Origin of the sequence: Streptomyces sp. RLB3-17, assembly GCF_007113425.2 — a bacterium.
Lineage (GTDB): Bacteria > Actinomycetota > Actinomycetes > Streptomycetales > Streptomycetaceae > Streptomyces > Streptomyces mirabilis_D.
The window spans coordinates 3,003,097-3,028,467 of the sequence record NZ_CP041610.2; the positions used below are offsets into that span (position 1 = coordinate 3,003,097).

Annotated in this window: 23 protein-coding genes; 12 read left to right on the forward strand and 11 right to left on the reverse strand. The window is 71.0% G+C overall.

The features are described from left to right. Positions 1-284 precede the first annotated feature (284 nt). Genes FNV62_RS14030 through FNV62_RS14050 form a run of 5 tightly spaced genes read left to right on the forward strand, consistent with a single transcriptional unit; the run spans position 285 to position 6,933 of the window. On the forward strand, positions 285-1,103 hold the full coding sequence (locus FNV62_RS14030) for a glycosyltransferase family 2 protein (protein ID WP_054231071.1): 819 nt from the start codon (positions 285-287) through the stop codon (positions 1,101-1,103). Beyond that, positions 1,100-2,116, forward strand: a complete 1,017-nt coding sequence (locus FNV62_RS14035; protein WP_054231070.1) for a glycosyltransferase — start codon at positions 1,100-1,102, stop codon at positions 2,114-2,116. Before FNV62_RS14030 ends, FNV62_RS14035 begins: the two co-directional genes overlap by 4 nt. Then, a complete protein-coding gene (locus FNV62_RS14040) occupies positions 2,113-2,280 on the forward strand; it encodes a hypothetical protein (protein ID WP_164331673.1) in 168 nt (55 codons plus the stop codon). Before FNV62_RS14035 ends, FNV62_RS14040 begins: the two co-directional genes overlap by 4 nt. Beyond that, positions 2,277-3,077 carry a polysaccharide deacetylase family protein gene (locus tag FNV62_RS14045; protein ID WP_060900612.1) on the forward strand — a complete coding sequence of 267 codons (801 nt, stop codon included), beginning with the start codon at positions 2,277-2,279 and terminating at the stop codon, positions 3,075-3,077. The genes FNV62_RS14040 and FNV62_RS14045 overlap by 4 nt, the downstream gene beginning before the upstream one ends. Further along, on the forward strand, positions 3,070-6,933 hold the full coding sequence (locus FNV62_RS14050; RefSeq protein WP_143612928.1) for a lipopolysaccharide biosynthesis protein: 3,864 nt from the start codon (positions 3,070-3,072) through the stop codon (positions 6,931-6,933). The genes FNV62_RS14045 and FNV62_RS14050 overlap by 8 nt, the downstream gene beginning before the upstream one ends. A 50-nt stretch (positions 6,934-6,983) precedes the next feature. Here FNV62_RS14050 and FNV62_RS14055 read toward each other — a convergent pair whose 3' ends face one another. Beyond that, entirely contained in the window at positions 6,984-8,405 is a 1,422-nt protein-coding gene (locus tag FNV62_RS14055) for a GH39 family glycosyl hydrolase (protein ID WP_143601205.1), read from the reverse strand. Positions 8,406-8,563: 158 nt separating this feature from the next. Here FNV62_RS14055 and FNV62_RS14060 point away from each other — a divergent pair, with 158 nt between their 5' ends. Both FNV62_RS14060 and FNV62_RS14065 read left to right on the forward strand, forming a co-directional pair. Beyond that, complete coding sequence (locus tag FNV62_RS14060) at positions 8,564-9,658, forward strand: DUF5925 domain-containing protein (RefSeq protein ID WP_143612929.1); 1,095 nt, start codon at positions 8,564-8,566, stop codon at positions 9,656-9,658. Between the two features lie 35 nt (positions 9,659-9,693). After that, positions 9,694-10,455 (forward strand): DUF72 domain-containing protein, encoded by a 762-nt coding sequence (locus tag FNV62_RS14065; protein WP_143612930.1) that lies wholly within the window; start codon positions 9,694-9,696, stop codon positions 10,453-10,455. 22 nt (positions 10,456-10,477) lie between these two features. On the opposite strand, the gene FNV62_RS14070 is transcribed toward FNV62_RS14065, so the two are convergent. Next, positions 10,478-10,846 carry a GntR family transcriptional regulator gene (locus tag FNV62_RS14070; protein WP_054231064.1) on the reverse strand — a complete coding sequence of 123 codons (369 nt, stop codon included), beginning with the start codon at positions 10,844-10,846 and terminating at the stop codon, positions 10,478-10,480. A 71-nt stretch (positions 10,847-10,917) separates the two neighbouring features. On the opposite strand from FNV62_RS14070, the gene FNV62_RS14075 reads away from it, so the two are divergent. Together FNV62_RS14075 and FNV62_RS14080 are read left to right on the forward strand one after the other, a co-directional pair. Further along, on the forward strand, positions 10,918-11,847 hold the full coding sequence (locus FNV62_RS14075; protein ID WP_097284048.1) for a GNAT family N-acetyltransferase: 930 nt from the start codon (positions 10,918-10,920) through the stop codon (positions 11,845-11,847). Further along, entirely contained in the window at positions 11,828-12,328 is a 501-nt protein-coding gene (locus FNV62_RS14080) for a DUF402 domain-containing protein (RefSeq protein ID WP_143612931.1), read from the forward strand. The genes FNV62_RS14075 and FNV62_RS14080 overlap by 20 nt, the downstream gene beginning before the upstream one ends. Before the next feature lie 45 nt (positions 12,329-12,373). Here the strand turns inward: FNV62_RS14080 and FNV62_RS14085 are convergent, their stop codons facing one another. After that, on the reverse strand, positions 12,374-12,970 hold the full coding sequence (locus FNV62_RS14085) for a class I SAM-dependent methyltransferase (protein ID WP_144315254.1): 597 nt from the start codon (positions 12,968-12,970) through the stop codon (positions 12,374-12,376). A gap of 239 nt (positions 12,971-13,209) precedes the next feature. On the opposite strand from FNV62_RS14085, the gene FNV62_RS57065 reads away from it, so the two are divergent. Beyond that, on the forward strand, positions 13,210-13,344 hold the full coding sequence (locus FNV62_RS57065) for a hypothetical protein (RefSeq protein WP_097284051.1): 135 nt from the start codon (positions 13,210-13,212) through the stop codon (positions 13,342-13,344). 71 nt (positions 13,345-13,415) lie between these two features. On the opposite strand, the gene FNV62_RS14090 is transcribed toward FNV62_RS57065, so the two are convergent. Continuing rightward, positions 13,416-13,877 carry a GNAT family N-acetyltransferase gene (locus FNV62_RS14090; RefSeq protein WP_097284052.1) on the reverse strand — a complete coding sequence of 154 codons (462 nt, stop codon included), beginning with the start codon at positions 13,875-13,877 and terminating at the stop codon, positions 13,416-13,418. Positions 13,878-14,047: 170 nt separating this feature from the next. Here FNV62_RS14090 and FNV62_RS14095 point away from each other — a divergent pair, with 170 nt between their 5' ends. After that, positions 14,048-15,106: a lytic polysaccharide monooxygenase gene (locus tag FNV62_RS14095; protein ID WP_144315255.1), complete on the forward strand. Its 1,059-nt coding sequence runs from the start codon at positions 14,048-14,050 to the stop codon at positions 15,104-15,106. A 61-nt stretch (positions 15,107-15,167) separates the two neighbouring features. On the opposite strand, the gene FNV62_RS14100 is transcribed toward FNV62_RS14095, so the two are convergent. After that, complete coding sequence (locus FNV62_RS14100) at positions 15,168-16,025, reverse strand: esterase/lipase family protein (RefSeq protein WP_054231058.1); 858 nt, start codon at positions 16,023-16,025, stop codon at positions 15,168-15,170. A 183-nt stretch (positions 16,026-16,208) separates the two neighbouring features. Next, complete coding sequence (locus tag FNV62_RS14105) at positions 16,209-16,652, reverse strand: MarR family winged helix-turn-helix transcriptional regulator (protein WP_097284054.1); 444 nt, start codon at positions 16,650-16,652, stop codon at positions 16,209-16,211. Positions 16,653-16,745: 93 nt separating this feature from the next. Here FNV62_RS14105 and FNV62_RS14110 point away from each other — a divergent pair, with 93 nt between their 5' ends. Further along, positions 16,746-17,120, forward strand: coding sequence for a cupin domain-containing protein (locus FNV62_RS14110; protein ID WP_143601211.1), 375 nt, complete (start codon positions 16,746-16,748; stop codon positions 17,118-17,120). Positions 17,121-17,137: 17 nt separating this feature from the next. Here FNV62_RS14110 and FNV62_RS14115 read toward each other — a convergent pair whose 3' ends face one another. The 5 genes from FNV62_RS14115 to FNV62_RS14135 all read right to left on the reverse strand — a co-directional run bounded on the left by FNV62_RS14115 (position 17,138) and on the right by FNV62_RS14135 (position 25,229). Beyond that, the gene (locus FNV62_RS14115; protein WP_143601212.1) at positions 17,138-18,112 is read right to left on the reverse strand and encodes a DNA polymerase thumb domain-containing protein; all 975 of its coding nucleotides are present in this window, start codon (positions 18,110-18,112) and stop codon (positions 17,138-17,140) included. Continuing rightward, on the reverse strand, positions 18,109-21,693 hold the full coding sequence (locus tag FNV62_RS14120; RefSeq protein WP_144316468.1) for a DNA polymerase III subunit alpha: 3,585 nt from the start codon (positions 21,691-21,693) through the stop codon (positions 18,109-18,111). The genes FNV62_RS14115 and FNV62_RS14120 overlap by 4 nt, the downstream gene beginning before the upstream one ends. Before the next feature lie 191 nt (positions 21,694-21,884). Then, positions 21,885-22,967 carry a S1 family peptidase gene (locus FNV62_RS14125; protein ID WP_097284058.1) on the reverse strand — a complete coding sequence of 361 codons (1,083 nt, stop codon included), beginning with the start codon at positions 22,965-22,967 and terminating at the stop codon, positions 21,885-21,887. Between the two features lie 246 nt (positions 22,968-23,213). After that, positions 23,214-24,143, reverse strand: a complete 930-nt coding sequence (locus tag FNV62_RS14130; protein ID WP_144316469.1) for a slipin family protein — start codon at positions 24,141-24,143, stop codon at positions 23,214-23,216. A gap of 186 nt (positions 24,144-24,329) precedes the next feature. After that, a complete protein-coding gene (locus tag FNV62_RS14135; RefSeq protein WP_054234431.1) occupies positions 24,330-25,229 on the reverse strand; it encodes a S1 family peptidase in 900 nt (299 codons plus the stop codon). Positions 25,230-25,371: the final 142 nt, after the last annotated feature.

The window sequence follows — 25,371 nt, forward strand, 5'->3', positions numbered from 1 at the left end:
AGATCGCGAAGAGGGTCCGGCGCGGGGCGCGGTAGGGGGGTGCCGTGCTCGGTGACCACACTTGTGCCGAGTCGTGCCGCGCGACCGGTTTCCGCATCCGGAATTCCGTCCTCGGGCTTCCGTCTTCGGACTTCCGCCTTCGGAATCGGCCAGCTTTGCCAGCTCACCCGGCATGCACGGAGATCCATTTCGTCATGCCGTAAGTGAGAACCCCCCTTTCGAACCGGACTAAAAGCCGGACCGCCCAGGGGCGGGCGGTCCACCGGACGAGAGGGACCAGACTCATGAGCTCAGTCCTGCGCCCAGCCGTATCGGGCGAAGATCCGTTAATGGCCGGCAAGTACCGGCCGATCTCCTCTCACCTGGCCATCGCGCCACCGGTGAGTGTCGTGATTCCCGCCATGAATGAGGCGGAGAATCTGCCGTACGTCTTCAAGACCCTTCCCGCCTGGATACACGAAGTGGTTCTTGTCGACGGCAATTCCACCGACAACACCGTCGAGGTGGCCCGTGAACTGTGGCCCGACGTCAAGGTCGTCGAGCAGCAGGGAAAGGGCAAGGGCGACGCCCTGATCACCGGATTCGAGGCGTGCACCGGCGACATCATCGTGATGGTCGACGCGGACGGCTCGGCCGACGGCCACGAGATCGTGTCGTATGTGTCCGCGCTGGTGTCCGGGGCGGACTTCGCCAAGGGGTCGCGGTTCGCCAACGGCGGCGGCACCTCCGACATGACACCGATCCGCAAGCTGGGCAACCGAGTGCTGTGCGCGGCCGTCAACGCCAAGTTCGGCGCCCGCTACACCGATCTCTGCTACGGCTACAACGCGTTCTGGCGGCACTGCCTGGACCAGATCGAACTCGACTGCACCGGCTTCGAGGTCGAGACGCTGATGAACATCCGGGTCGTCAAGGCCGGGCTCAAGGTGCAGGAGATACCCAGCCACGAGTACCTCCGCATCCACGGCACGAGCAATCTGCGGGCCGTGCGGGACGGGTTCCGGGTGCTCAAGGTGATCATGGGTGAGCGTTCCAACCGGCGTGCTCTGCGCCGCCGGCCGCACGCCGCCCAGCTCGACTCGGGCCAGGGAGAGGTGTCTTGAGCAGTCCCGACATCTCTGTGGTGATCTGCGTCTACACCGAGGACCGTTGGGAGGACATCCTCGCGGCGGTCTCCTCGGTGCGGGCGCAGTCGCTGCCCGCCCTGGAGACGCTCCTCGTCGTGGACCACAACGCCACCCTGCTCGACCGGCTGAGCAGGGAGTACAAGGAGACCGACGCGGTACGGGTGCTCGCCAACGCGGGCCCGCGCGGCCTGTCCGCGGGCCGCAACACCGGGATCGCCGTCGCGCACGGCGAGATCATCGCGTTCCTCGACGACGACGCCGTGGCCGAGCGCGACTGGCTGCGCCACTTCGCCTCGGGATACGCCGACCCGCGAGTCATGGCCGTCGGCGGCCGTACGATGCCGATCTGGGCGTCGGGTCGCCGGCCCGCCTGGTTCCCCGAGGAGTTCGACTGGGTGGTGGGCTGCACGTACAAGGGGCTGCCGCCGGGCCGGGTCCAGGTCCGCAACGTCCTGGGCGGAAACGCTTCTTTCCGTCGTACGGCGTTCGACGCGGCGGGCGGCTTCGCGACCGGCATCGGCCGCGACGGCGACAAGCGTCCGCTGGGCTGCGAGGAGACGGAGCTGTGCATCCGCCTCACCCGCGCCCGCCCGGACGCGATCCTGCTGATCGACGACCGCGCGGTCATCCACCACCGGGTACCGGAACCACGCGAGCACTTCGCGTACTTCCGCACCCGCGCCTATGCCGAGGGCCTCTCCAAGGCCCTGGTCGCCCGGAGCGTCGGCGCCGACAAGGGTCTTGAGTCGGAGCGCCGCTACACGACCCGCGTGCTGCCCGCCGGGGTGGCCCGCGGGCTGCGCGACGCCCTGCTCGCCCGCCCCGGCGGCGCGGGCCGCGCGGGAGCCATCGTGGCCGGTGTCCTGACGGCGGCCGGCGGGTACGTACTCGGCAGCGTCCGGGCCCGCAGGGGCGGCGCCACGTTCACCGTGGCCGAGATCGAGAACGGGATCGAGAGCGGTCCGGGACACGAGGGGGCGGCGGCATGAGCACCAAACCCACGCGGGGCACGGGGCTGCGCGGACGCCCTTCGTCCGACACCACCGGGCGGACACGCCTCGAACCGGCCGCCACCGCACGCGGACGCCGCGCGCCGGACACCGCCGCGGTCGCGGCGGCGGGCCGGGTGCACGAGGGAGGTGCGGGCCGGTGAAGGACACTCCCGTACCGATCCTCATGTACCACTCCATCGCCGCCGCGCCCAATGACGCGACGCGTGAGCTGTCCGTGGGGCCCGAGGCGTTCGCCGAGCAGATGGCACTGCTCGGGGACCAGGGGTTCACCCCGGTCGACACGGCGGCGCTGGCGGCGCGTTGGCGGTCGGGCGGACCGCTGCCTGAGCGACCCGTGCTGATCACCTTCGACGACGGTTACGAGGGCGTGCACCGGCACGGGCTGCCCGTGCTGGCCAAGCACGGCTTCGCCGCCACGCTGTTCGTCTCGACGGGGTGGATCAAGGGCGCGTACGACACCGGAGGCGGCCTCGACGCCATGCTGAGCTGGGCTCAGGTGCGCGAACTCGCCGCCGAGCAGGTCGAGATCGGCGGGCACAGCCACACCCACCCGCAGCTGGACCAGCTCTCCGACGACGCGCTGCGGTTCGAGGTGCTGCGCTGCAAGGAGATCATCGCCGACGAGCTGGGCAGCCGCCCGGCCTCGTTCGCGTACCCCTACGGCTACTCCAGCCGCCGGGTGCGCCAGGTGGTGCGGGAGACGGGCTTCGCCCAGTCGCTCGCCGTCGGCAACGGCCTGGCGCGCCGCCGCCAGGGCCCGTACGCCCTGCAACGCGTGACCGTGCGCCGCGGCACCGGTATCGAGGAGTTCGAGCGGCTCGTCGAGGGCCGCGCGATCGCCCGCAATTTCGTCCGGGACCGCGCCCTCACCAAGGGGTACGCCATGGTCCGAAGAGCACGACAGGTCCGGCGGAAGGCCATCCGTTCCCGTGTCTGACACGACGACCACAGCCCAGGCTTCATCGCCCACCGCCGAGGCGCCCGAGCAGCGGCCCGGGCGCCGCCTCCGCCTGCCCGGCCGGGGCCGCAAGGACGGCAGCGGCGGAGGCGACCAACTCTTCCGCAACGCCTACGCCCTGATGCTCAACACCGGGATCTCCGCGGTGCTCGGGCTCGGCTACTGGCTGGTCGCCGCCCGCTACTACTCCGACACCGCGGTCGGCCAGGGCTCCGCCGCGATCGCCGCGATGAAGCTCCTCGCGGGCCTGACCGCGGTGACCCTGACCGGCGCCCTGGCCCGCTTCATCCCCGTCGCGGGCCGCGCCACCGGACGCCTCATCTTCCGTACGTACGCGGGAAGTTCGGTGGTCGTGGCGCTGGCCGCCGTGGTCTTCCTGCTGACGCTGAACGCATGGGGACCCTCGTACCGCTTCCTGCACGGCCCGCTCAACGGCCTCGGCTTCATCCTGGCGGTCGTCGCCTGGTCGCTGCTGACCCTGCAGGACGGCGTGCTGACCGGACTGCGCAGCGCGCTCTGGGTGCCGGTGGGCAACACCGTGTTCTCCGCGGTGAAGCTGGCACTGCTGGTCGGACTCGCCGCCGCGATCCCGACGACGGGCGTCTTCGTCTCCTGGGTCGCCGCGATCGCCCTGTCGGTGGTACCGCTCGGCCTGCTGGTCTTCCGGCGGCTGGTCCCCCGGCACATCAAGGCGACCGAGGAGCGCGCGAACCCGCCCACGCTCAAGGAGGTCGGACGCTTCCTCGCCGGCGACTACACCGGCTCGCTCTTCTCGCTCGCCGTGGTCTATCTCGTCCCGGTGATCGTCGCCTCGCAGGTCAGTTCCTCCGACAACGCGTACTTCTACGTCACCACGACGATCGGCGGCACGGTCAACCTGCTCGCCATCAACATGGGCGCCTCGCTGACCGTCGAGGGCTCGCACGATCCCGCGCGGCTCGCCGCGAACACCCGGGCCGCGATCAGGCGGATGGCCCGGATCATGCTGCCGGTGTGCGGACTGCTGTTCGTCGGTGCGCCGTTCATCCTGCACGTCTTCGGCGACGGTTACGCGCACGCGGCGACCCCGCTGCTGCGCTGGTTCGCGGTCGGCGCGCTGCTGCGGGTCGTCATGGAGACGTACTTCGCGGTGCTGCGCGCCCAGAGCCGCACCTCCGGACTCGCCTATCTGCAGGGCCTGCTGTGCGTCCTGGTCCTCGGCCTGACGGTGATCCTGCTGCCCCGGATGGGCCTGACCGGGGCGGGCGTGGCGGAGATCTCCAGCCTCGCGGTGATCGTGTCGATCGCCGCGCCGAAGCTGTTCAAGATCGTACGGACCGCGCCGCCCGCCGAACTCCCGGCGGGCGCGGCGCCGGACGGGGACCTCGCCGACCTGGGCGCGCGCGACGTGGCCGCGGCCAAGCCGCGCGAGGCGAAGCGTGGGCCCGCCTGGGCCCTCGACTCCGACACCCTCGCCCTCGGCGTGCACGTCGACTTCGACCACCAGGAACGCCGCCCGGACGTCCGCCCGGGCCCCGGCACCCCACCCACGGGCACACCCAAGGCACGCCCGGACCACCGCCCGACCTGGGCGCTCAAGCCGCAACTGCCCGCAGTGGGTCTGCCGGTGGAGGCGCGGGCACCGGGCTCGGAGGCTTCCCTGGGCCCGGCGGAGGCCCAGGAAGTCGACGCTCCCTTCGAGACGGACGGTTCGGACGGCGCCCCGACAGCGGCGCGGGGCGGGACATCAAGCTCCGCCGCGTGGGCGCGACCAGCCACCACCGACCCGCAGCCGGCAGACGACACGACGCCACCCCCACCAACCCTCCGCGACCGCCTACGACACCCTTCCAAACCCGGCGTGCTCCTCGGCTTCCTGCTGATCTCCGCACTACTCCTCTACTGGGTCCCGGCACTGGGCCTCGACGACGCCTCCCTCGACAGGATGGGCGGCCTCGGCCTCATCTCCGTCCTGCCGATGCCCACCCTGATCGGCGCGGCCCTCCTGATCACGGTCTTCGCCTCGCTGCTCTGGATGAACCGCGAGCACAGGGGTTTGCTGCTCATCACCCTGCTCGCCACCGTGATCTCCCTGCACGCGCTCCCCGCGGTCATCGAGACCGAGCCACGGTTCGCCACCGCCTGGCAGCACCTCGGCTTCATCGACTACATCGACCGCACCGGATCCGCGGTACCCGACCTGGACGCCCGCTGGAGCTGGCCGGGCTTCTTCGCGGGGGCCGCTTTCGTCGCCAAGGCCTGCGGTGTCAGCGACCTCACCGAGGTGATCCGCTTGTGGCCGCTGACCATGCAGCTGCTCTACCTGGCCCCGATGTTCCTGCTCGTGCGTTCGATGCGGGCGAGCTGGCGCGCCAAGTGGACCGGCATCTGGATCTTCGTGCTGAGCGGCTGGGTGGGCCAGGACTACTTCTCCCCCCAGGGCTTCACCTATCTCCTCTACCTCGTCTTCGTGGCGATCCTCCTGGTGTGGTTCCGGGCGCCGCGTGTGCTGTGGGCGAAGGTGCGCCCGGGCGAGGCGGAGGTCGAGCCGACCGACCGGCGCCAGCGGGCCGTGCTCCTCATGGTGCTGATCGGCCTGTTCGCGGCGAGCGTCCCGGCACACCAGCTCACCCCGTTCGTGATGCTCGGGGTGCTCGCGGTCCTCGTCCTCGTGGGCCGCTGCGAACTGCGGGGGCTGCCGATCCTGTTCGCCGTGCTGGTCTCCGTCTGGATCGGCTTCATGGCCGAGCCGTACTGGTCGGGCCACTTCAACGACCTGTTCGGCGGGGTCGGCGGCGTCGGCAGCAATGTGTCGACCTCCGTCTCCGGCCGTATCCAGGGCGGCAGTTCGACGCACAAACTCGTCCTCTACGCGCGCGTGCTGCTCGCCGGCGGTGTGATGGCCTTCGCCTGCTGGGGCTGGTGGCGACGGCGCGACCACAAGTACCGCGAGCGGTCGCTGATCGTCCTGACCTTCGTCCCGTTCCTCGGCTTCGGCATGCAGTCGTACGGCGGCGAGATGGCCCTGCGGGTCTTCATGTTCGCCCTGCCGGGGGCGGCGCTGCTGGCCGGCCTCGCCCTCTTCCCGCGCACCGGCGTCACCGCGAAGGAACGGGAGAAGGACCGGGTGAGCCTCGCCCCGCTGGCCGCGCTCATGGCGGGTCTGCTGCTCATGGGCGGCTTCCTGGTGGCCCGCTGGGGCAACGAGTCCTTCGAGCGGATCCGGCCGGGCGAGGTCACGGCCATGAACTACGTGTACGCGCACGACAAGCCGACCGTGCGGCTGCTCTGGCTGAGCAACGACACGGTCAACAACGTGACGCCCGCGATGCCGTGGGGCACCCGGGACATGGAGAAGGTGCAGTACGTGCCGACGCTGGCGCCGAGCGACCCGGTGCTGGTGTCCGGGCTGGTCAAGTCGCTCAAGGACGCCGGCCCGAACTCGTACCTGATGATCAACCGCAGCCAGGTGGTCTACCTCCAGATGGACGTGGGCTACTCGGCGACCTGGGAGTCACGGCTCGTCCGCAACCTCGACGACCGGCAGGACCTGACGAAGGTCCTCGTCAACGACGACGTGACGATGTACGCGCTGCGCAAACAGCCCGCGGGCAAGGTGCCCGAGCCCGCCCCGGGGCCGATCGGTCCCCTGGTCACCTGGACACCGTGGTCGGTCGTCGGCGCGCTGGCGGCGGTGGCGCTCATCATCATGCTGGCGGTGCGGGAGGTCGTACGGGTCGCGGTGCGGCCGAGTGTGCGGCAGTTGCGGTGGCTGCAGAGCGGCTTCTGGTTCTCGCTGCCGCTGCTGGCGGTGCTGCTGGCCTCGCTCGTACAACGGTTCCTGACCATGAAGTAGCACGAGGTCCAGCCAGGCGGAGTGGCTCACCCGGACCCGGGATCACGGGTTCAGCGGGTGAGCCACTTCACTTCGTAGGCCAACATGTCGAACCGCTTGCCGTCCACCTGCGCGTTGATGGACCGGTTCAGGGTGTTCACGACCAGGACGGCCTTGTCGGTGGCGAGGACGCGGACGTTGGACACGTCGTCGGGGGCCACGGACACCGTCGCGTACGTGGAGCCGGGAGCGAACGCCCGGCTGAAGCGGGAGACGAGGTCGAGCATGGGCAGGGCCGCGCCGCCGCCGGCACGGTCGGTCGGCGTCCACAGGCAGCCCGCGCAGTCGGTGCCCTTCTCCTTCTCCGGGTTCCAGTAGAAGCCGGATGTGGCGCCGCCGCGGGCCATCGCGATCAGGCCGGCGGCCTGGACGGCGACGCGGCGGGCCTCGGACCAGCCCGTGCGCTCGTCGTTGCCGTCGGCGGGCTCGACGTAGTACTCGGCCCACCACAGCGGCAGTCCGTGGGTCTGTTCGCGCACCCACCGGCTGACGGCGGTGAACTTGTCGGTGGCCGCGAACTCGTTCGGGAGCAGGTCGTCGTCCTTGGTGTAGCTGGAGCCGTCGACGACGACGAAGTCGGCGCCCACCTTGTTCTTGTTCCAGTAGTCGAAGGCGTCGAGGACCCGCTGGTCCATGGCGCCCCAGGTGCCCTTCAGGGTCGTCGACGCGTTCTCCGTCTGGCGCGGATCGACGCTGTCCATGACGAGGTAGGGCCCGCCGACCTGGATGTCCTTATTGACCTTCTTCAGCGCCTTGTAGACGAGGTTGTAGAGCTCGGTGTAGCCCTCGTAGTCCCAGCGGGCCTTGCCGTCGTTCCAAAAACCCTTGAACTCGTTCCAGACGATGAAGTGACGGACGTCCGGATAGCGCTTGGCGACGGTCGCGGCGAGCGCGGCGAAGTCCGCGTAGTGGGCGCGGTCCGGGGCGGTCTCCAGGGCGGCCTGGCTCCAGTTCGTGTTGTCCGCGCCGGCCTTGCCGCCCTTCATCCAGTCCGGGGAGCAGCACAGGGTGACGACCGGGGTCCCGCCGGACTTCCGCATGAAGTCGATACGGCGGTCCATCTCGGAGAAGTCGTAGCGCCCCTTGGAGGGTTCGGGGTTGCCCGCCCCCCAGCCCATGATGTGCTGGATCTGCGGCAGCGACTGCTTCTGCAGCAGCCCCTCGACGCGCCGGGTGGCCGTGTCACTGCCCTGGTCGGCGCTGTACTGGGTGTGGGTGAAGCCCCAGCCCACCTCGGGTTGCGGCGTTTCGGGCGGGGTGACGGGGGTGCCGTGCACCTTGTCCCCGTCGCGGGTGGTGCCCGCGGTGCTCGCGCCGCCTCCGGGCAGGGTGTTGAGCAAGGTCACCACCAGGGCCAGCGCGGCCACTCCCACGCCGAGCAGCGCGGTGAGCCGCCACCGCCGTGCCCCCGAATTCCACCCATGACGTCCCATCAAGGGCAACAGTAACGGCGGGGATCGGCCGTGGGACAGGTCTTGTAAGACCACAGCCGTGTAACAGGACGGAGGGGATACGGGCAGACACAGCCGACACACAGGACGCACCGCGGAAACCGGGTGCACGGGGCGCCCGCGTGACGGATCATGGCGGCATGTCTGCCAACCCACACGACGCACTGCCGATCCGGCTCAACGTCGACGACAGCGACTCGCCGTCGGACGTCGTCGACGCGCTGTTCCTCGGCCGCTTCGCGACGGGCGAGCAGCCGCACTCGCACGCGGCGAACATCGACCGCGTACGGTCCGGGGCGACGCTCCTCCCACCGGGCGCCCGCGTGCTGCGCTCGGCCCGCGACGACGACCGCAGCGCCACGCTCGCCGAGGGCGACGGCTGGACCCTGCTGGTGTCCCGCTGGAACCGCGGCGCCGACGTCACGGTCACCGCGACCAGCACCGAACTGGCCGCCAAGATCCTCGACCAGGCGACGGACGGCGCGGCGGACGAACCCGAACCCCAGCCGGAGAACGTGACGATGGGGTTCTGGTACGTCTCCCCGCGCCGCGGCCCGCACCGCACCACCCGACAGATCTCCGCGGGTACGTGGGAGGAGGTGCGGTCGAACTACACCGGACCGGTGGCGGACGCCATGGACCGGCTGATGAAGACGACGCCCGAGGACATCGCGGGCCGGCTGTTGCTGCTGCACGGGCCGCCCGGCACGGGCAAGACCTCGGCCCTGCGCACCCTGGCCCGTTCCTGGCGCGACTGGTGCCAGGTGGACTGCGTCCTCGACCCGGAGCGCCTCTTCTCCGACGTCGGCTATCTGATGGACATCGCGATCGGCGAGGAGGACGGCACGGGCAAGGGCCGCTGGCGGCTGCTCCTGCTGGAGGACTGCGACGAGCTGATCCGCGGCGAGGCCAAGCACACCGCGGGCCAGGCGCTCTCGCGGCTGCTCAACCTCACCGACGGCCTCCTCGGCCAGGGCCGCAACGTGCTCGTGGGCGTCACGACCAACGAGGACCTCGAGCGGCTCCACCCCGCCGTGGTCCGTCCCGGCCGCTGTCTCGCCCGGATCGAGGTCGGCGCGCTGACCCGCTCGGAGGCGGTGAGCTGGCTGGGCACGGAGGAGGGGGTCGGCCGCGACGGCGCGACCCTGGCCGAGCTGTACGCGCTGCGCCGGGGCACGACGCCGACGTCGGTGCCGGACCAGCGCGAGGGCGCGGACGCGGGACTGTATCTGTAGCTGCCCGGCACCGCGTGCGGTGTTTTGATGGTCGTATGACCCTGTTCGTCGGCACGTCGGGGTGGCAGTACAAGGACTGGCGCGGCGTCCTGTACCCGGACGGGGTGCCGATGCGGCTGTGGCTGGAGGAGTACGCGGCACGGTTCGCCACGGTCGAGATCAACAACGCGTTCTACCGGCTGCCGTCGCGGGAGACCTTCGAGAGCTGGCGGGAGCGCACCCCGCCCGACTTCGTCGTCGCCCTCAAGGCGAGCCGCTATCTGACGCACATCAAACGGCTGCGCGACCCGGCGGAGCCGGTCGACCGACTGCTGGGCCACGCCGCCGGGCTCGGCGACCGACTGGGCCCGGTCCTGCTCCAGCTCCCGCCCACGCTGCACGCCGACCCCGCCCTTCTCGACGAGTGCCTGGGCCGCTTCCCCACCGGCGTCCGGGTCGCGGTCGAACCGCGCCACGACTCCTGGTGGACACCGCAGGTGCGCAAGGTGCTCGAGTCACGGGGCGCCGCCCTCTGCTGGGCCGATGTGCTGGCCCGCCCCGTGACACCCCTGTGGCGGACCGCCGACTGGGGCTACGTCCGCTTCCACGAGGGCCGCGCCCAGCCGTGGCCGCGCTACGGCCGGCAGTCCCTGACGACCTGGGTACGGCGCCTCACGGACGCCTGGTCCGACGACCACGACGTGTACACGTACTTCAACAACGACCCGAACGCGGCGGCGGTCCGGGACGCGGCGGCCTTCGCCTGGGCGGCGACGGCGGCGAGCCTGACGGTGACCCGGACACCGGACAACCTCTGAAGCACCCGGAAACAGAGAAGGGCTAGCTCCCGTAGGCCGCCCGCAGGGCATCCCGTACGGCGTCCAGCGCGGCGGACTCGGAGAGGCCGAGGCGGTGCACGCGCTCGGCGTACGCCTGTGCGGCCGACGCCGCTTCGCGCTCCGCCGCCGAGCCCGCGGCGGCGACGAACGTCCCGTTGCGGCCGCGCGTCTCGATCACCCCGTCCGACTCCAGCGCCCGGTAGGCCTTGGCGACCGTGTTGGCGGCGAGGCCGAGTTCCTCGGCCAGCCCCCGCACGGTGGGCAGCTTGTAGCCGACCGGCAGCGCGCCGGACCGCGCCTGCTCGGAGATCTGGGCACGCACCTGTTCGTAGGGCGCGGCCCCCTCATCGATGTGGATCTTCAACGTCACGCAGCGATTGTCCCGTACGGAACGGAAAATGAGAGGCACTCGCACGCACCTCGCGCGTAGCGTTCGACTCCATGACTGTGATCATCAGCGATGTCCGCCCGGACGACCGACGGCACGTCGAGGGCTTCGCGCGCGTCCGCAACCGCGCCCTCCCCTTCGTGCTGTACACCCCCGACTCCATCGCGTACGACGTCACGCACGCGCACCCCGACGCCCACTACCGCCCGCTGCTCGCGGAGCAGGACGGCGAACCGATCGGCACGGCCCAGGTCGGCATCGCGCACGACAGCGCGGAGCCGAATCAGGGCTACCTCAACGTGTACGTCGACCCGGGCCACGCGCGCCGGGGCGCTGGTTCGCTCCTGGTGCGCGCCGCCGAGGAGCATCTGGCGGCCCTGGGCGCGACCAAGCTCTTCGCCTGGGTCCTGGACGAGCCGGGCAACCGCGCGTTCGCCGAGAAGCACGGCTACCACGCGAGCCGCTCCGCCCACTTCCTCCGCCTCGACCTGGCGGGCGGCACCCTGCCGCCGCTCCAGGGGCCGCCGCCGGGCGTCGAACTGCGCAAGGGCTCGGACTTCGCCGACGACCCGCGCCCCCTGTTCGCCCTGGACGCGGAGACGATGGCGGACGAACCCGGCGACATCCCCCACGAGTTCACGGACTACCAGGCCTGGCTCCAGGAGACCTGGCGCCACCCCCTGTTCAGTGCCGAGCTGACCACGGTCGCGCTCGTCGACGGCCGCCCGGCGGCGTTCAGCGCGGCCCGCACGGACGGCGGCACCCGCTACGGCACCGTGATGACGGGCACCGCCGCCGCGTTCCGCGGTCGCGGCCTCGCCAAGCTCGCCAAGAACGACTCGCTGCACCGTGCCCGCGCCGCCGGGTACACGGAGGCGTTCACGGGCAACGACGCCGGCAACGAACCGATGATCGCGATCAACAAGTGGTTCGGCTACGAGATCTGCGGGACGGAGGTGCGGTATGTCCGCGAACTCGCCTGACGCACCTCGCACCGTGGAGGTCGTCCTCGTCAAGTCCGGTCGTACGAAGATCCGTTACCCCGCCGAACTGCTCGCCGACGACGGTATCCGCGTCACCGTGCGGGCGCCGTGGGCGGGCGAGGGCGTCCGCGACTTCGGCTTCGTACGGTTCGAGCCGGGCGATGTCTTCACCGAGTACTACTGGCGGGACCGCTGGTACGCGGTCAAGGAGGTCCGGGACGCCGAGGGCGTACGGAAGGGCTGGTACTGCGACATCACCCGCCCGGCCACCCTCTCCGGCGGCGAACTGGTCGTCGAGGACCTCGATCTGGACCTGTGGCGCTCCGCGGACGGCACGGACGTACTGCGCCTGGACGAGGACGAGTTCGCGGCGAGCGGCCTCGCGACGACCGATCCGCGGGCCGCGACCGCCGCGCGGAACGCCCTCGACACACTCGAACTCCTGGCCCGCGAGGGCGACTTCGAGGCGCTGCTCGGCTAGAGCCGGTACCCGGCGGATGCTCGGCGGCCGTCGCGTACCCGGTGGTCAGACGTGGGCCACCACCGCGTACCGCTCGTCCGCCACCTCGCGCCCCCACAGCCGCGCGTCGTCGGACAGCCGCTCCACCCGGAGGTCCGAGGTCAGGGGTTCCAGCAGGGCGGCCAGCCGGTCCGCGGGTATGCCGGCGGGGCTCAGCGTCCCCCACACCCCCTCGACCAGGACGAGCCGCCCTCCGGGGCGCAGCAGCCCACGCCAGTGCCGCAGGACGCGCCCGGGGTCGGGCAGCGCCCACAGGACGTGCCGCACGAGCACGACGTCGAACCGCTGCTCGCCGACGGGCGGTGCCGTCGCGTCACCGAGGAGGAACACCGCGTCACGTCCGGCGAGCTTGGCGCGGGCCAGCTCGACCATGCGCGGCGCGCGGTCGATCCCGGTGACGTGGTGGCCCCGCTCGGCCGCGAGGAGCGCCAGGCTTCCGGTGCCGCAGCCGAGGTCGAGCACGTCGGACGGGGTCTCGGGCAGCCAGGCCCGCAGCCGCTCCGCCCACGCCTCCCGCACGACGCCGTCGCGCAGCCCGTGGTCCGGCTCGTCGTCGAAGGTGTCGGCCTCGGCGTCCCAGTCCACCCGGTCCGCGTCGGCCATCGCCTCCGCACCCCCGCCCGCGCCGCCGAGCTCCGGCCCCACCTCGCTCGGACAAGGTTTGACACCGCTCTGACCTGGATTCATTTCGTTGTAACCCGTCATGTGCCCCAGGGTGACACCCACCACTGACAGTCGAATCGTGACAGCCGCCACAGACAGATCCGGACTGATGAGCAACTCTCGCGGAAAGGGTCTACCTCCGTACAACCGCGGATCCCGGTAGGCACAAGGAGGCAGCCATGCGCCGTGTGACCGTGCAGAAGCCCCTGAGTAAGTCGCAGTCCCGCCGAGTGCGGGACAAGGCCGACGAGCGCCCCGTCGAGCGTCCGGAGGTCCGCAAGGACATCCACCGCACGTGGTGGCCGGACGAGTGAGCGGCCCGAGCCGCTCACCCCGGCACTGAGACCGCGCCCCCGCACTGAGACACGCCCCAGCACGGAAACCGTCAGTCGAGCCGCTTGCGGTAGTGGATCCGGTCGTACCGGCCGTCCACGCGGCGCTCCACGACCTCGTACCCGTACTTCGGGTAGATCTTCTGGTTCTCCCACATCATCGCGTTCGTGTAGAGCCTGACCTCGGACAGCCCGAGCGCACGCGCGTGCGCGTCCACGAACGCCAGCAGCCGTCGCCCGACGCCCTCGCCGTGGGCGTCGGGGTGGACGGCGATGCTGTCGAGGAAGAGATGATCCTCGCGCGCCTCGATCACCACGAGGCCCCGCACGGGCTCCCCCGTGACGAACACCCGCCCCGCAGCCACGTTCGCCGCGTGGTCCGCCTCCATGGGCTTCGGCACCACTCCGATGCGCTCGATGTAGTGGTGGTACGCGGCGTCGGTCACCGCTTTCACGGCGGCCACGTCGGCGGCGACGGCCGGGCGGATCTCCGGTTCCTTCGGGGCATCTGTCATGGCCAGAACGGTAGCTACCTGAGCGCAGGCTCAGCACTCCCTTAAGCCGACCATAAGGATCTCCCTCACCCACCTCCAACAGGCGATTTCGCGGTTTCTTCGGGCTAGCTTGCTGATCACCCCCCACGGGTCCGCCGTAGACCTGAAGGCCCGCTTCAAGGAGTTCCCCCATGCCTGCTCGCCGCAAGGCCGCCGCCGTCGCGGTCGCCGTCGGTGTCGCACCGGTCGCCCTGACCGCGCTCGCCGCGGCGCCCGCCGTCGCGCACGGCACGATGGGCGACCCGGTCAGCCGGGTCTTCCAGTGCTACGCGGAGAATCCCGAGAGCCCGAAGTCCGGCGCCTGCAAGGCGGCGGTCGCGGCCGGCGGCACCCAGGCGCTGTACGACTGGAACGGCATCCGGATCGGCGACGCGAACGGCGGACACCAGCGGCTCATCCCCGACGGGAAGCTGTGCAGCGCGGGCAACGACGAGTTCAAGGGCCTGGACCTGGCCCGCACCGACTGGCCGACGACGAGCGTGAGCAGCGGCGCGTACACGTTCAAGTACCGGGTGACGGCCCCGCACAAGGGCACCTTCGACGTCTACATCACCAAGGCGGGCTACGACCCGTCCAAGCCGTTGGCCTGGGCCGACCTGGACCTGGCTCACCCGGTCGCCACGAAGACCGACCCGGCCGCGGCGAACGGCTACTACACCTTCTCCGGCACCCTGCCGCAGCGCTCGGGCAGGCAGCTCCTGTACGCGGTCTGGCAGCGTTCGGACAGTCCGGAGGCGTTCTACTCCTGCTCGGACGTCACCTTCGGGGGCGGGGGTTCCGGCAACGCCGGTGCCGGTGGCGGCGGTACGGGCAGCAGCGGTACGGGCGCGGGCAGGACCGGAAGCGGTACCACCCCCGCGCCGACCACCCCGGCACCCACCGCCTCCGCGCCCTCCGAGCAGCAGATAGCCGACGGTGCCGACAAGTCGACGGTGCGGCACGACCACCACGACGGCACGGCCACTCCGGCGGCCGACACGAACGCCTCCGACGCCGCTCCCGGCGGCTCCGCCGGCCGGTCCGAGGCCGCGGGTGTCTCGGAGCGGCACCTCGCCGAGACCGGCGGTGACTCCTCCAGCCCTTATCTCGCGATCGGCGGGGCGAGCGCGCTGGCGCTGGGCGCGGCGGCGCTGTTCTCCTCGGTCCGCCGCCGCGCGACGAGCGACGGCCGACGCGGTCGCGGTCGCTAGTTCCCGGTGCACTCCGGGGCCTGTCCGGCGGCTCAGGTCGGACAGGCCCCGGCCGGGGCGGTCAGCTGAACACGGAGGCGCAGTTCGTGGGGGTGGCGTGTGCCGGGTCGAGGGCGTTGGCCGCCTCGTGGAAGGCGATCCGGTCGAGGAGGCCGATCGCGGCGTGCTCGGAGAGGTCGACCGGGCACAGGTCCTGCAGCAGCACGTTGTGGACGTCGGATCCGGTGAGGAACTGTGAGCGGTACGGCGTGACCACCTCGTCGTACTTGGTGGCGATCACCGTGTAGTGCACGCCCGGGACGGTGTCGCCGCCGGCGTTGAGCTTGGTCAGGAAGGCGGAGCCGACGATCTGGTCGGCGAGCGCGGGTGTGGCCGCCGACAGCAGGTCCTCGGCGCCCGGGAAGTACGGCAGCAGGTTGGTCAGGCCGTCGAGGGTGGTGCCGTGGTTGTCGGGTGCGATGCCGACGAAGGTGTTCACCTTGGCGGCTCCGCCGAGGAACTTGAGGTAGTAGCGGGGCATCAGGCCGCCCTGCGAGTGGCCGACGAGGTCGGCCTTGGCGGCGCCGGTCGCGGCGAGCACCTTGTCGACGAATACCTGAAGCTGTTCGGCCGACTTGTCGATGGGGCCGAGGGCGTTGAAGAGGGGGACGCCGGGCAGTTGCCCGTAGTCGAGGGAGAAGACGCAGTACCCGCGGTCCACCAGGTAGGGCGCGAAGGCCAGCCAGTTGTCGGTCGAGTTGGCGAAGGTGCCGTGGACGAGGACGACGGGGCGGGGATGGGTGGCGGAGGGCTTGCAGGAGTAGTCGTTCCAGCCGCTGCTCGGCGCGGCGGCGTGGGCGGTGGCGGCGGGGACCACGGCGACCACCGCGGTCAGCAGCAGCGCGGTGAGGGGTCTGAGCAGGCGCTTCCAGGGCAGCATCGGGTGATCTCCTTGCGGCTCAAGGGAGTTGCGACGACGTACGCCCTGTGATCCGGATCACGAGGATGCTGTTCACTCGTCAAGTTACGGGCGAGTAGCCCAAGTGTGAAGTTACGCGTCAGTAAAAAACTTCCGGCGAGAAACAGCGGCGGTCTCGGCCACCGGCCAACATCTGACGAACCATCACCAGCTGGGCCTGATGGGACCATAGGGCGCGATTCGCGCCAAGCGGTCACGCAACACGCCCACTTCACCCTCACCGAGCACCTCGACCCACGCCCGCACGGCATCGGCGGCCGCCTCCTCCGCCGCCCGGGTGCAGGCCCAGCCGCGTTCGGTCAGCACGACGAGCCGGGCGCGCGCGTCGCCGGGATACGGGCGCCGCTCGGCGTATCCCTTGCGCACGAGCTCGTCGACGAGCTGACTGGCGGCCTGTTTGGTCACCCCCAGGTGGGTCGCGAGGTCGGTGACCGTCGCACCGTCCGGGGCGAGCCGGGTGAACGCGAAGCCGTACGCGGGCCGCACCTCGAAGCCACGGGCTTCTACGCCGTCATTGATGCGTCGCGTCAGGTCGCCCGCGGCGGCGAGCAGGACGGCGGTCAGGGCCATGGCCTCGGAGTTCTCCACGGATGCATTGAAACACCCTTGACGGATTGGTCAAGCAGCTTGACCATGAGGTCATATAGTCAAGCTACTTGACCACTTGCCCAGGAGGCAGCCATGCCCGTCATCCACCCGTCCGATGCCGTCGTCCACGAGATGCACGGCGCCCGCTTCGTCTCGTACGCCCGTCCGGGCGCCGGCAGCAAGGAACTGTGCGCCTGGCGGGGTGAGATCCCCGCCGGCACCAAGGCGCCCCTGCACACCGTCAGCCGCGAGGAGATCCTCCACATCCTCGAGGGCGAGCTGGTGATCACGCTCGACGGGCGCACCGAGCGGGTCGCCGCGGGCGACACGCTGATCATCAACCCCGGGGCGACCTTCGGCGTCGAGAACCCGACCGACCGGACCGTGATCACCTGGGTCACCACGCCCATCGGCCTGACGGCGGAACTGTCCGACGGCACCCGTATCACCCCGCCGTGGGCCAACTGACGCACACCTGAGGAGAGTTACGCCGCCAGCGTGCCCGGCATCACCGCATGCGGGCCGAACTTCGCTCGCGCGCGGTCCGCGACCTCCTCGATGCGGCGGACCTTCTCGTCCACGGGGTCGAAGGTCAGCTGGTGGGAGGCCTGTTCGGCGGGGGCGAGGCCCTCGGCGCGGAGGCCGATCGCGCGGACCCGGGCGCGCTGGAGGCCGAGCGTCTCGTACAGGGCGTACGCGGTGGCGGTGAGCGCCGAGGAGTGGGCGGTCGGCTCCTTGAGGGTGCGGCTGCGGGTGGTCGAGGAGCGGTCGGCGTAGCGGACGGTGAGGGTCAGGGTGCGGCAGACCTTCTCCAGGGCGCGCAGCCGGGTGCCCAGTTCCTCGGTGCCGGAGAGCAGCGCGCGGCGGTGCAGGGACGGGTCCAGCTCGTCGCGGGAGAAGGGGCGTTCGGTGGCGAGAGAGCGCGAGGTGGCGTTCGGGACGACCCGGCCGCGGTCGACGCCGGACGCCTTCTCGTGCAGTTCGCGGCCGGTCCGGGCACTGGTCAGACGCTGGAGCGTGGACAGGGGCGCGGCGGCGACCTTGCCGATGGTGTCGAGGCCGTACTCGCACAGGGTGCGGGCGGTGGCGCCGCCGACTCCGGGCAGCGCGCCGACGGGCCGCTCGGCGAGGAACTCCGCGACGGCGTCCGGCTCCCCGGGCACCACCCGGGTCACTCCGGGCACGGCCTCCCGCAGTGCCATCCGCGCGAGCATCGGCCCGGGTCCGGCGCCGATCGCGCAGTCGATCCCGTACCGGGCGAGTGCCCGCACCCGGATCAGCGAGGCGAACTCCACGGCGGTCCGCCCGAAGTACCGTTCGGCGCCCCGCAGATCGACCAGCACACGGTCGGGCGGCAGCGCCTCGATGACGGGGGTGAACTCCTCCAACAGTCCGAGGAGCCCCGGCAGGGCGGCCTCGTACGTCGGAGGCAGCTGGAAACGTACACAGAGGATGGTCATCCCGCACTCCCCGGACTCTGGTGCCACAACTTCTTTCCTCCCGCGGGCCCTTCGCCCGCGGGACGCAGATCGGCCCAGGGGTGCATCTCGTACCCCGTGGACATCCGGATCTTCCGGCTCTCCTTCGTGCCCTCCCCTTCCGGCAGGGGCTCCGGTACGGGCTCCGCCAGCCGCGCCGCCACCACGTCGAGGCCGCCCTCGGCGCGCAGTTCGACCAGTTCGGCGAGGTTCCAGGCCGCCGCACCCACCACGCTGAGGCTGCGCGGGCCCCGGCGCTGCACCACTCCGCGCACCAGCAGCAGCCAGGAGTGGAAGACGGTGTGGGCGCAGGCGTCGTGCGAGTCGTCGAAGAAGGCGAGGTCGACCAGGCCGGTGCCGTCGTCCAGGGTGGTGAAGATGACGCGTTTGCCGGAGCGGATCGGCGGGGTCTGGGTGGCCGCCTTGGCGCCCGCGACCAGGACCGTCTCTCCGTGCCGCGCCTCCCGCAGCCGACGTGCCGTCACCACGCCCAGCTCCCCCAGGAACTCCCGGTGGTCGTCCATCAGATTGCGTGAGGCGTCCATCGACAACACGCCCAGTTCGGCGCTGAGCCGCTCCGCCGAGGAGAGGTCGGGCAGCCCGGCGGAGGCGGTCTTCCGCCCGCCCGAAAGCGGGAGTTGGCCGCCGCCCGCACCCCTGGATCCCCGGTGCAGTTCGGTCAGGTGCAGTTGCAGGTCACGCCGGTTGGCGCCGAACGCGTCCAGCGCGCCGACCTGCGCGAGCCGCTGTGCGAGCGGCCTGCTCGGCCGGGCCCGCTCCCAGAAGTCGAGCAGGGAGGCGTACGGCTGGCCGCCCGCGATCCGCGCCGCCTCGGCCTCGCTGATGCCGTGCACGTCGGAGAGGGCGAGGCGGACACCCCAGCGGCCGGCGGAGCCATCAGATTCAGACACCAGTTCGATACGATGGGCGACCGCCGACCGGTTCACGTCCAACGACAGGATCGGCACCCCCCGCCGCCGCGCGTCCGCCAGCAACAGCCGCTTCGGATACATCCCGGGGTCGTGGGTGAGCAACCCGGCGTAGAAAGCGGCCGGGTGATGGGCCTTCAGCCACGCCGACTGGTACGTCGGGACGGCGAAGGCGACCGCGTGCGCCTTGCAGAAGCCGTACGACCCGAAGGCCTCGACGATCTCCCAGGTCCGCGCGATGGTCTCGGCGTCGTACCCCTTGGCCGCCGCGTTCTGTGCGAACCAGAACCGGATCCGCCCCTGCGACTCGGGGTCGGACAGCCCGCGCCGCACCCGGTCCGCCTCGTCGCGTCCGCAGCCGGTCATGATGTCGACGATGTCGATGATCTGCTCGTGGAAGACCACGACGCCGTACGTCTCCTTCAGCGGTCCCTCCAGGTCCGGGTGCGGATAGCGGATCGGCGCCCGCCCGTGCCGCGCCTCGATGAACGGCCGCACCATGTCGGCGGCGACCGGTCCCGGCCGGAAGAGCGAGATGTCGACGACGAGGTCGTGGAAGGTCGCGGGCTGCAGCCGTCCGACCAGGTCGCGCTGGCCGGGCGACTCGATCTGGAAACAGCCCAGCGTCTCGGCGGACTGGATGAGCCGATACGTCTCCGGGTCGCCCGGCGCCACCGCGTCGATGTCCGGCCGGTCCCCCGTGGCCCGCTGCACCTCGGCCACCGCGTGCGCCATCGCGGACTGCATCCGCACGCCCAGCACGTCGAGCTTGAGCAGCCCGAGGTCCTCGACGTCCTCCTTGTCGAACTGCGACATGGGGAAGCCCTCGCCGCTGGTCGGCACGACCGGCGTACGGGCGAGCAGGGAGGCGTCGGAGAGGAGTACCCCGCACGGGTGCATGGCGATGCCGCGCGGGAGGGCGTCGAGGGACTCGACCAGCTCCCACAGCCGCCCGTACTTCTCCCCTTTCCGCTGAACCTCCCGCGCCAGCTCCCGCAGTTCGGGCAGCTCGTCCATCGCCGCGCGGGCGTCGCGGGCGCGGATGTGCGGGAAGGACTTGGCGATCCGGTCGATGTCGGCCGGGTCCATGGAGAGGGCGGCGCCCACATCGCGGACGGCGTGCCGGACCCGGTAGGTCTCGGGCATCGAGACGGTCGCGACCCGCTCGGTGCCGAACCGGTCGATGATCGCGCGGTAGACCTCCAGCCGGCGCGCGGACTCCACGTCGATGTCGATGTCGGGCAGCACCGAGCGGCGCTTGGACAGGAAGCGCTCCATCAGCAGCCCGTGCTCGACCGGGTCGGCGTGCGCGATACCGAGGAGGTGGTTGACGAGGGAGCCCGCGCCGGAACCGCGCGCGGCGACCCGGATGCCCATCTTCCGTACGTCGTCCACGACCTGGGCGACCGTCAAAAAGTAGGAGGCGAAGTCGTGGTGGGCGATGATGTCCAGCTCGCGGTGCATCCGTTCCCAGTAGGCCCGCTTGCCGTCGTAGCCGCGCAGCACCATGCCCGCGGCCGCCCGGGAGGCCAGGACGCGCTGGGCGGTACGCCGGCCCGCGCCGACGAGATGCGGCTCGGGGAAGTGGACGGTGCCGATACCGAGGTCGTCCTCGGGATCGACGAGACACTCGGCGGCGGTGGCCTGGGTCTGTTCGAGCAGACGGTGCGCCGTGTCACGGCGGTAGCCCGCGGCCTCGACGATCCGTTCGGCGGCACCCAGCATGGCGGCCTCGCCCTTGAGCCAGGCCTCGCCGGAGTCCAGCTCGCGCCGGGGATCGACGGGGACGAGGCGACGGGCGGCGTCCAGAACGTCGGCGACCGGACCGAGGCCCGGGTCGGCGTACCGGACCGCGTTGCTGAGCACCGGTCGAACCCGCTGTTCGGCGGCGAAGCCGACGGTGCGGGCGGCGAGCCGCAGGGACCCGGGGCCGGTGCCCTCGCGGCCGTGCCAGACGGCTTCGAGGCGCAGGGCGTCGCCGTAGATCTCCCGCCAGGGCGCGAGCAGCTTCGCGGCGCGGTCGGGGCGCCCCGCGGCGAGTGCGCGGCCGACGTCGGAGGCGGGGCCGAGCAGTACGGTCAGTCCTTCGGCGTGGTTGTCCGGCCGGAGCAGCAGGGGCTGCCGCCCCGGGCCGCTGTCGGGACCGCCGCCCGCGTGCGCCGCCGTGACGATTCTGCAGAGGTCGGCCCAGCCGGCCGCGCCGTCCCGGGCGAGGAAGGTCACCCGGGGAGTCGACTCGTCGATGAAGGCACCACCACGGACCGGGGCGCGGCGCCGCTCCCCTCGTACGGGCTCCCCGGCTCCTCGTACGAGTTCCCCGGCCGCTCGGGCGGAAGCCGAGCCCGTCGGCGCGGAGGCCCCGGTCGTCCGGGCGAAGGACCCCGCCGTCCGGGCGGACGCCCTCGCCTCTCGGACGGGAGCCTCGACCGCGAGCTCCGCCCCGAACAGCGGACGGACACCCGCCTTCGCGCAGGCCTTGGCGAACCGGACCGTGCCCGCGAGGCTGTCCCGGTCGGTGAGCGCGAGGGCGTCCATGCCCCGCTCCGAGGCACGCTCGGCCAGCCGCTCCGGGTGCGAGGCCCCGTACCGCAGGGAGAACCCGGAGACGGTGTGCAGATGCGTGAACCCCGGCACACGCACCTCCCGTACCCGTCCGTATCCGTTCGTGTCCGAGGGCCCTCTAAACAGGCTCTCGAACATTCGTTCCCAATGACCTCACCCCCACCATAGACCAATTTCCGAACAAGTGTGCGACATCCGTTCGAGCCCGTCCCACCTGCGCAAACACCGGTCCACCCGGCTCTGAGCAGGCAGGACGGAGCGCGTCAGCCGATCTGGGCGCCGAAGGCCGACAGCGCCTCGGTGACCGGCTGGAAGAAGGTCTCGCCGCCCGAGGTGCAGTCGCCGCTGCCGCCCGAGGTGAGGCCGATGGCCGTGGAGCCCGAGAAGAGCGAGCCGCCGCTGTCACCGGGCTCGGCGCAGACGTCGGTCTGGATGAGTCCGTCGACGATGTCGCCGTTGCCGTAGTTCACGGTGGCGTCCAGGCCGGTGACCGTGCCGCTGTGCACCTGGGTCGTCGAACCGCTGCGCGTCACCGACTGCCCGACGGTCGCCGCACCCGCCTGGGTGATGGGCTGCGCGGAGCCGTTGTAGAGATCGACCTCGCTCGGGTGGTCGACCGTCGAGGTGTACTTGACCAGACCGAAGTCGTTGCCGGGGAAGCTGGACTGCTCGTTCGTGCCGATCTCCTTGCCGCTGGAGTCCGACCAGGTGGAGATCGCCCGGGTGCAGTGCCCGGCGGTGATGAAGTACGGCTGGCCACCCTTGACCACGTTGAAGCCGAGCGAGCAGCGCCCGCCTGAGCCGGTGATCGCGTCGCCTCCCGCGATGAAGGTCTTGAACTCCCCCTTCGTGCGCTGGAGTTCGGCCTTGGCGCCGAGACCGTCGACGACCTTGGTCAGCCGGGCGAGGGCCGCGCCCCCGACCGTGCGGTCGGCGGTGACGACGACCTTGTTGGTCCCCGGGTCGGTCGCCCAGGAGGTGCCGGGGATGGTCGCGTCCTTCTTGAGGGTGGTACGGGCGCTCGTCAGCTCGGCGAGGGAGTTCTCGACGATTCTGGCCCGGGCGCCGGCCGCCTCGACGACACGCGCCGCGGCCCGGTCGAGCACGTTGACGACGAGGTGCCCGGCCTTCGCGTCGTAATACGTTCCCGCCGCGTCGGGACCCAGGTCCTTGCCGAGCGTCGAGGCGAGCTTTCCGGCCGCCGTGATCGAGAGCGGCCGGGGCGCCGCGCTCTTCTGCGTCTCGCTCGCGTTCGCAGTCTGGAAGGTGACTCCCGCGGCGATCAGGGCGGCGACACTCGCACCTGCCACTGCTGCGCGCCGCCCGGATATACGTCGGTGCTTCACTTCGCGTCCTCCTGTGGGGGGCGGCCCGGGAGGTCGTGGGGACCTCCGGGGCCGGAAGGCGTACGGAATCAAAAGGCGTACGGGCGCCCACTATTCCGAGACCCACAGGTGGCTCACAAGGTCGACTTCAGGACGCGCGTACAGCAACGGGTGCACGCCCCCGGCACCTTGACCCTGCGTGATCGCACCCTGTGCGTTCGCAGTGCAAACACCGCGTGCGAGTGACGCATGTGCAGCCCGTGAGGTCTAGTCCTGTCTGGTTTTCGACCCTTCAGAGTCCGATCCCAACGGGGGCGCGAGGGAAGACGGTTGCTCCTGCACCGATTGCTCCACCGATTCCCGCACCGATTGCTCCACCGATTCCCGCACCGGCTGCGCGGTCGACGGCCGCGCCTGTTCGGGTGCCGGGGCGGCCGGCTGCTGCGCCCGTTCCAGGAACCGCAGCAGTTCCACCGGGAAGGGGAGCACGAGGGTGGAGTTCTTCTCGGCGGCGACCGCCACCACGGTCTGCAGCAGCCGCAGTTGGAGCGCGGCGGGCTGTTCGGACATCACCCCGGCGGCCTCCGCCAGCTTCTTGGACGCCTGGAGCTCGGCGTCCGCGTTGATGACCCGCGCGCGCCGTTCACGGTCGGCCTCGGCCTGCCGGGCCATCGACCGTTTCATCGTCTCCGGCAGCGACACGTCCTTGATCTCGACCCGGTCGATCTGCACACCCCAGCCCATGGCCGGACTGTCGATCATCAGCTCCAGGCCCTGGTTGAGCTTCTCCCGGTTGGAGAGCAGATCGTCCAGGTCGCTCTTGCCGATGATCGAGCGCAGTGAGGTCTGCGCCATCTGCGAGACCGCGAACTGGTAGTCCTCGACCTGGATGACCGCGTCGGCCGCGTCGACCACCTTGAAGTAGATGACGGCGTCGACCCGGACCGTGACGTTGTCCCGCGTGATGCCGTCCTGCGCGGGGACGGGCATCGTCACGATTTGCATGTTGACCTTGCGCAGCTTGTCGACGAAGGGCACCACCATGGTGAACCCGGGCCCGCGCACGTCCGAGCGCAACCGGCCCAGGCGCAACACCACACCACGTTCGTACTGTTTGACGACACGGGCCCCGGCCATCGCGTAGACGATCCCCACGGATACGACGGAGACTCCCGCCGCCACCAGTTCCTCGACCATCACGGCCCCCCAGGGTCCGAAGTGGGCGCATCGGGCAAGTACCGCATCAGGCGCGTACCCGGCGTGTACTTCGACGGTAACTCCGTCACCCGAGCAAGGGCGAGCCCCCGCACGACAGTTGCGTGCGGGGGCTCGCCTGCTGCTGGCTGCAGATCCGGTCGTGCGGGTGTTACGGGGGGCCGTCGGTCAGCCGACGCTCACGCCGTAGTAGCTCAGCGCCTCGGTGACCGGCTGGAAGAAGGTCGTACCGCCGGAGGTGCAGTCACCACTGCCGCCGGAGGTCAGACCGTAGGCGACGGAACCCGCGTAGAGCGGACCGCCGCTGTCGCCGCCCTCGGCGCAGACCGTGGTCTGGATCATCTGGTAGACCACGTCGCCGCTGCCGTAGTTGACCGTGGCGTTCAGCGCGGTGACCCGGCCGCTGTGCGTGCCGGTGGTCGAGCCGCGACGGTAGACGGTCGTGCCCACGCTGGGCGTGGCGGCGCTGCTGATGGTCTGGCTGCCGACCGCGCTCGGGTGGGCGATCGAGGTGTTGGTGTAGCGCACCAGCGCGAAGTCGTTGGTCGGGAAGCTGTAGCTGACGTTCGTGCCCAGCGTGGTGGTGTGACCCGAGTTGGAGTACCAGGTGGAGGCGACCTGACCGCAGTGGCCGGCGGTCAGGAAGTAGTAGGTGCTCCCGCTGTGCACGTTGAAGCCGAGCGAGCAGCGGTAGGAACCGCCGTAGATGGCGTCGCCGCCGGTGATCAGCTTCTTGAACTTGCCCGGGGTGTGCTTGATCGTGATGGCCGCGGCGTTGCCGCCCGCGTCCTTCTTGATCTTCGCGATCTCGGCCTTGGAGACCGTGCTGTCGACGGTGACGACGACGCGGTTCGTCTTGGCGTCGACCGCCCAGGCGGTTCCCGCGATGTCGGACTTGAGTACCGACTTGTTCACCGTGCTCAGCTGGGTGGCGCTGAACGTCTGGGCGTCGGATGCGTTCGCGGTGGGGACGGAGAACGCTGCGGCGGCCAGGAGTCCGGTGGTCACGGCGATCAGCCGGGTCCGTCTCGCTATACCGCTGCGGGGGGTGGTGCGCTTGATCCTCACTTGTCGTTCCTCCCGAGGGAAGTAGGGGGCCCGCGTGGGGTCGGGGCCCGTGAGGCGCAGCCGGGAGCCGCCTGACCGGATTCCGGACAAGCCGTGCCCCTGACAAGCGCTGTGGGGGAGTATTCGGCCGCACGGCCGACGG

Coding starts and splice junctions, on each gene's coding strand:
- FNV62_RS14030 (WP_054231071.1), top strand. CDS start 285: ATGAGCTCAGTCCTGCGCCCAGCCGTATCGGGCGAAGATCCGTTAATG.
- FNV62_RS14040 (WP_164331673.1), top strand. CDS start 2,113: ATGAGCACCAAACCCACGCGGGGCACGGGGCTGCGCGGACGCCCTTCG.
- FNV62_RS14055 (WP_143601205.1), bottom strand. CDS start 8,405: ATGGGACGTCATGGGTGGAATTCGGGGGCACGGCGGTGGCGGCTCACC.
- FNV62_RS14060 (WP_143612929.1), top strand. CDS start 8,564: ATGTCTGCCAACCCACACGACGCACTGCCGATCCGGCTCAACGTCGAC.
- FNV62_RS14065 (WP_143612930.1), top strand. CDS start 9,694: ATGACCCTGTTCGTCGGCACGTCGGGGTGGCAGTACAAGGACTGGCGC.
- FNV62_RS14075 (WP_097284048.1), top strand. CDS start 10,918: ATGACTGTGATCATCAGCGATGTCCGCCCGGACGACCGACGGCACGTC.
- FNV62_RS14080 (WP_143612931.1), top strand. CDS start 11,828: ATGTCCGCGAACTCGCCTGACGCACCTCGCACCGTGGAGGTCGTCCTC.
- FNV62_RS14085 (WP_144315254.1), bottom strand. CDS start 12,970: ATGGCCGACGCGGACCGGGTGGACTGGGACGCCGAGGCCGACACCTTC.
- FNV62_RS57065 (WP_097284051.1), top strand. CDS start 13,210: ATGCGCCGTGTGACCGTGCAGAAGCCCCTGAGTAAGTCGCAGTCCCGC.
- FNV62_RS14090 (WP_097284052.1), bottom strand. CDS start 13,877: ATGACAGATGCCCCGAAGGAACCGGAGATCCGCCCGGCCGTCGCCGCC.
- FNV62_RS14095 (WP_144315255.1), top strand. CDS start 14,048: ATGCCTGCTCGCCGCAAGGCCGCCGCCGTCGCGGTCGCCGTCGGTGTC.
- FNV62_RS14100 (WP_054231058.1), bottom strand. CDS start 16,025: ATGCTGCCCTGGAAGCGCCTGCTCAGACCCCTCACCGCGCTGCTGCTG.
- FNV62_RS14110 (WP_143601211.1), top strand. CDS start 16,746: ATGCCCGTCATCCACCCGTCCGATGCCGTCGTCCACGAGATGCACGGC.
- FNV62_RS14115 (WP_143601212.1), bottom strand. CDS start 18,112: ATGACCATCCTCTGTGTACGTTTCCAGCTGCCTCCGACGTACGAGGCC.
- FNV62_RS14130 (WP_144316469.1), bottom strand. CDS start 24,143: ATGGTCGAGGAACTGGTGGCGGCGGGAGTCTCCGTCGTATCCGTGGGG.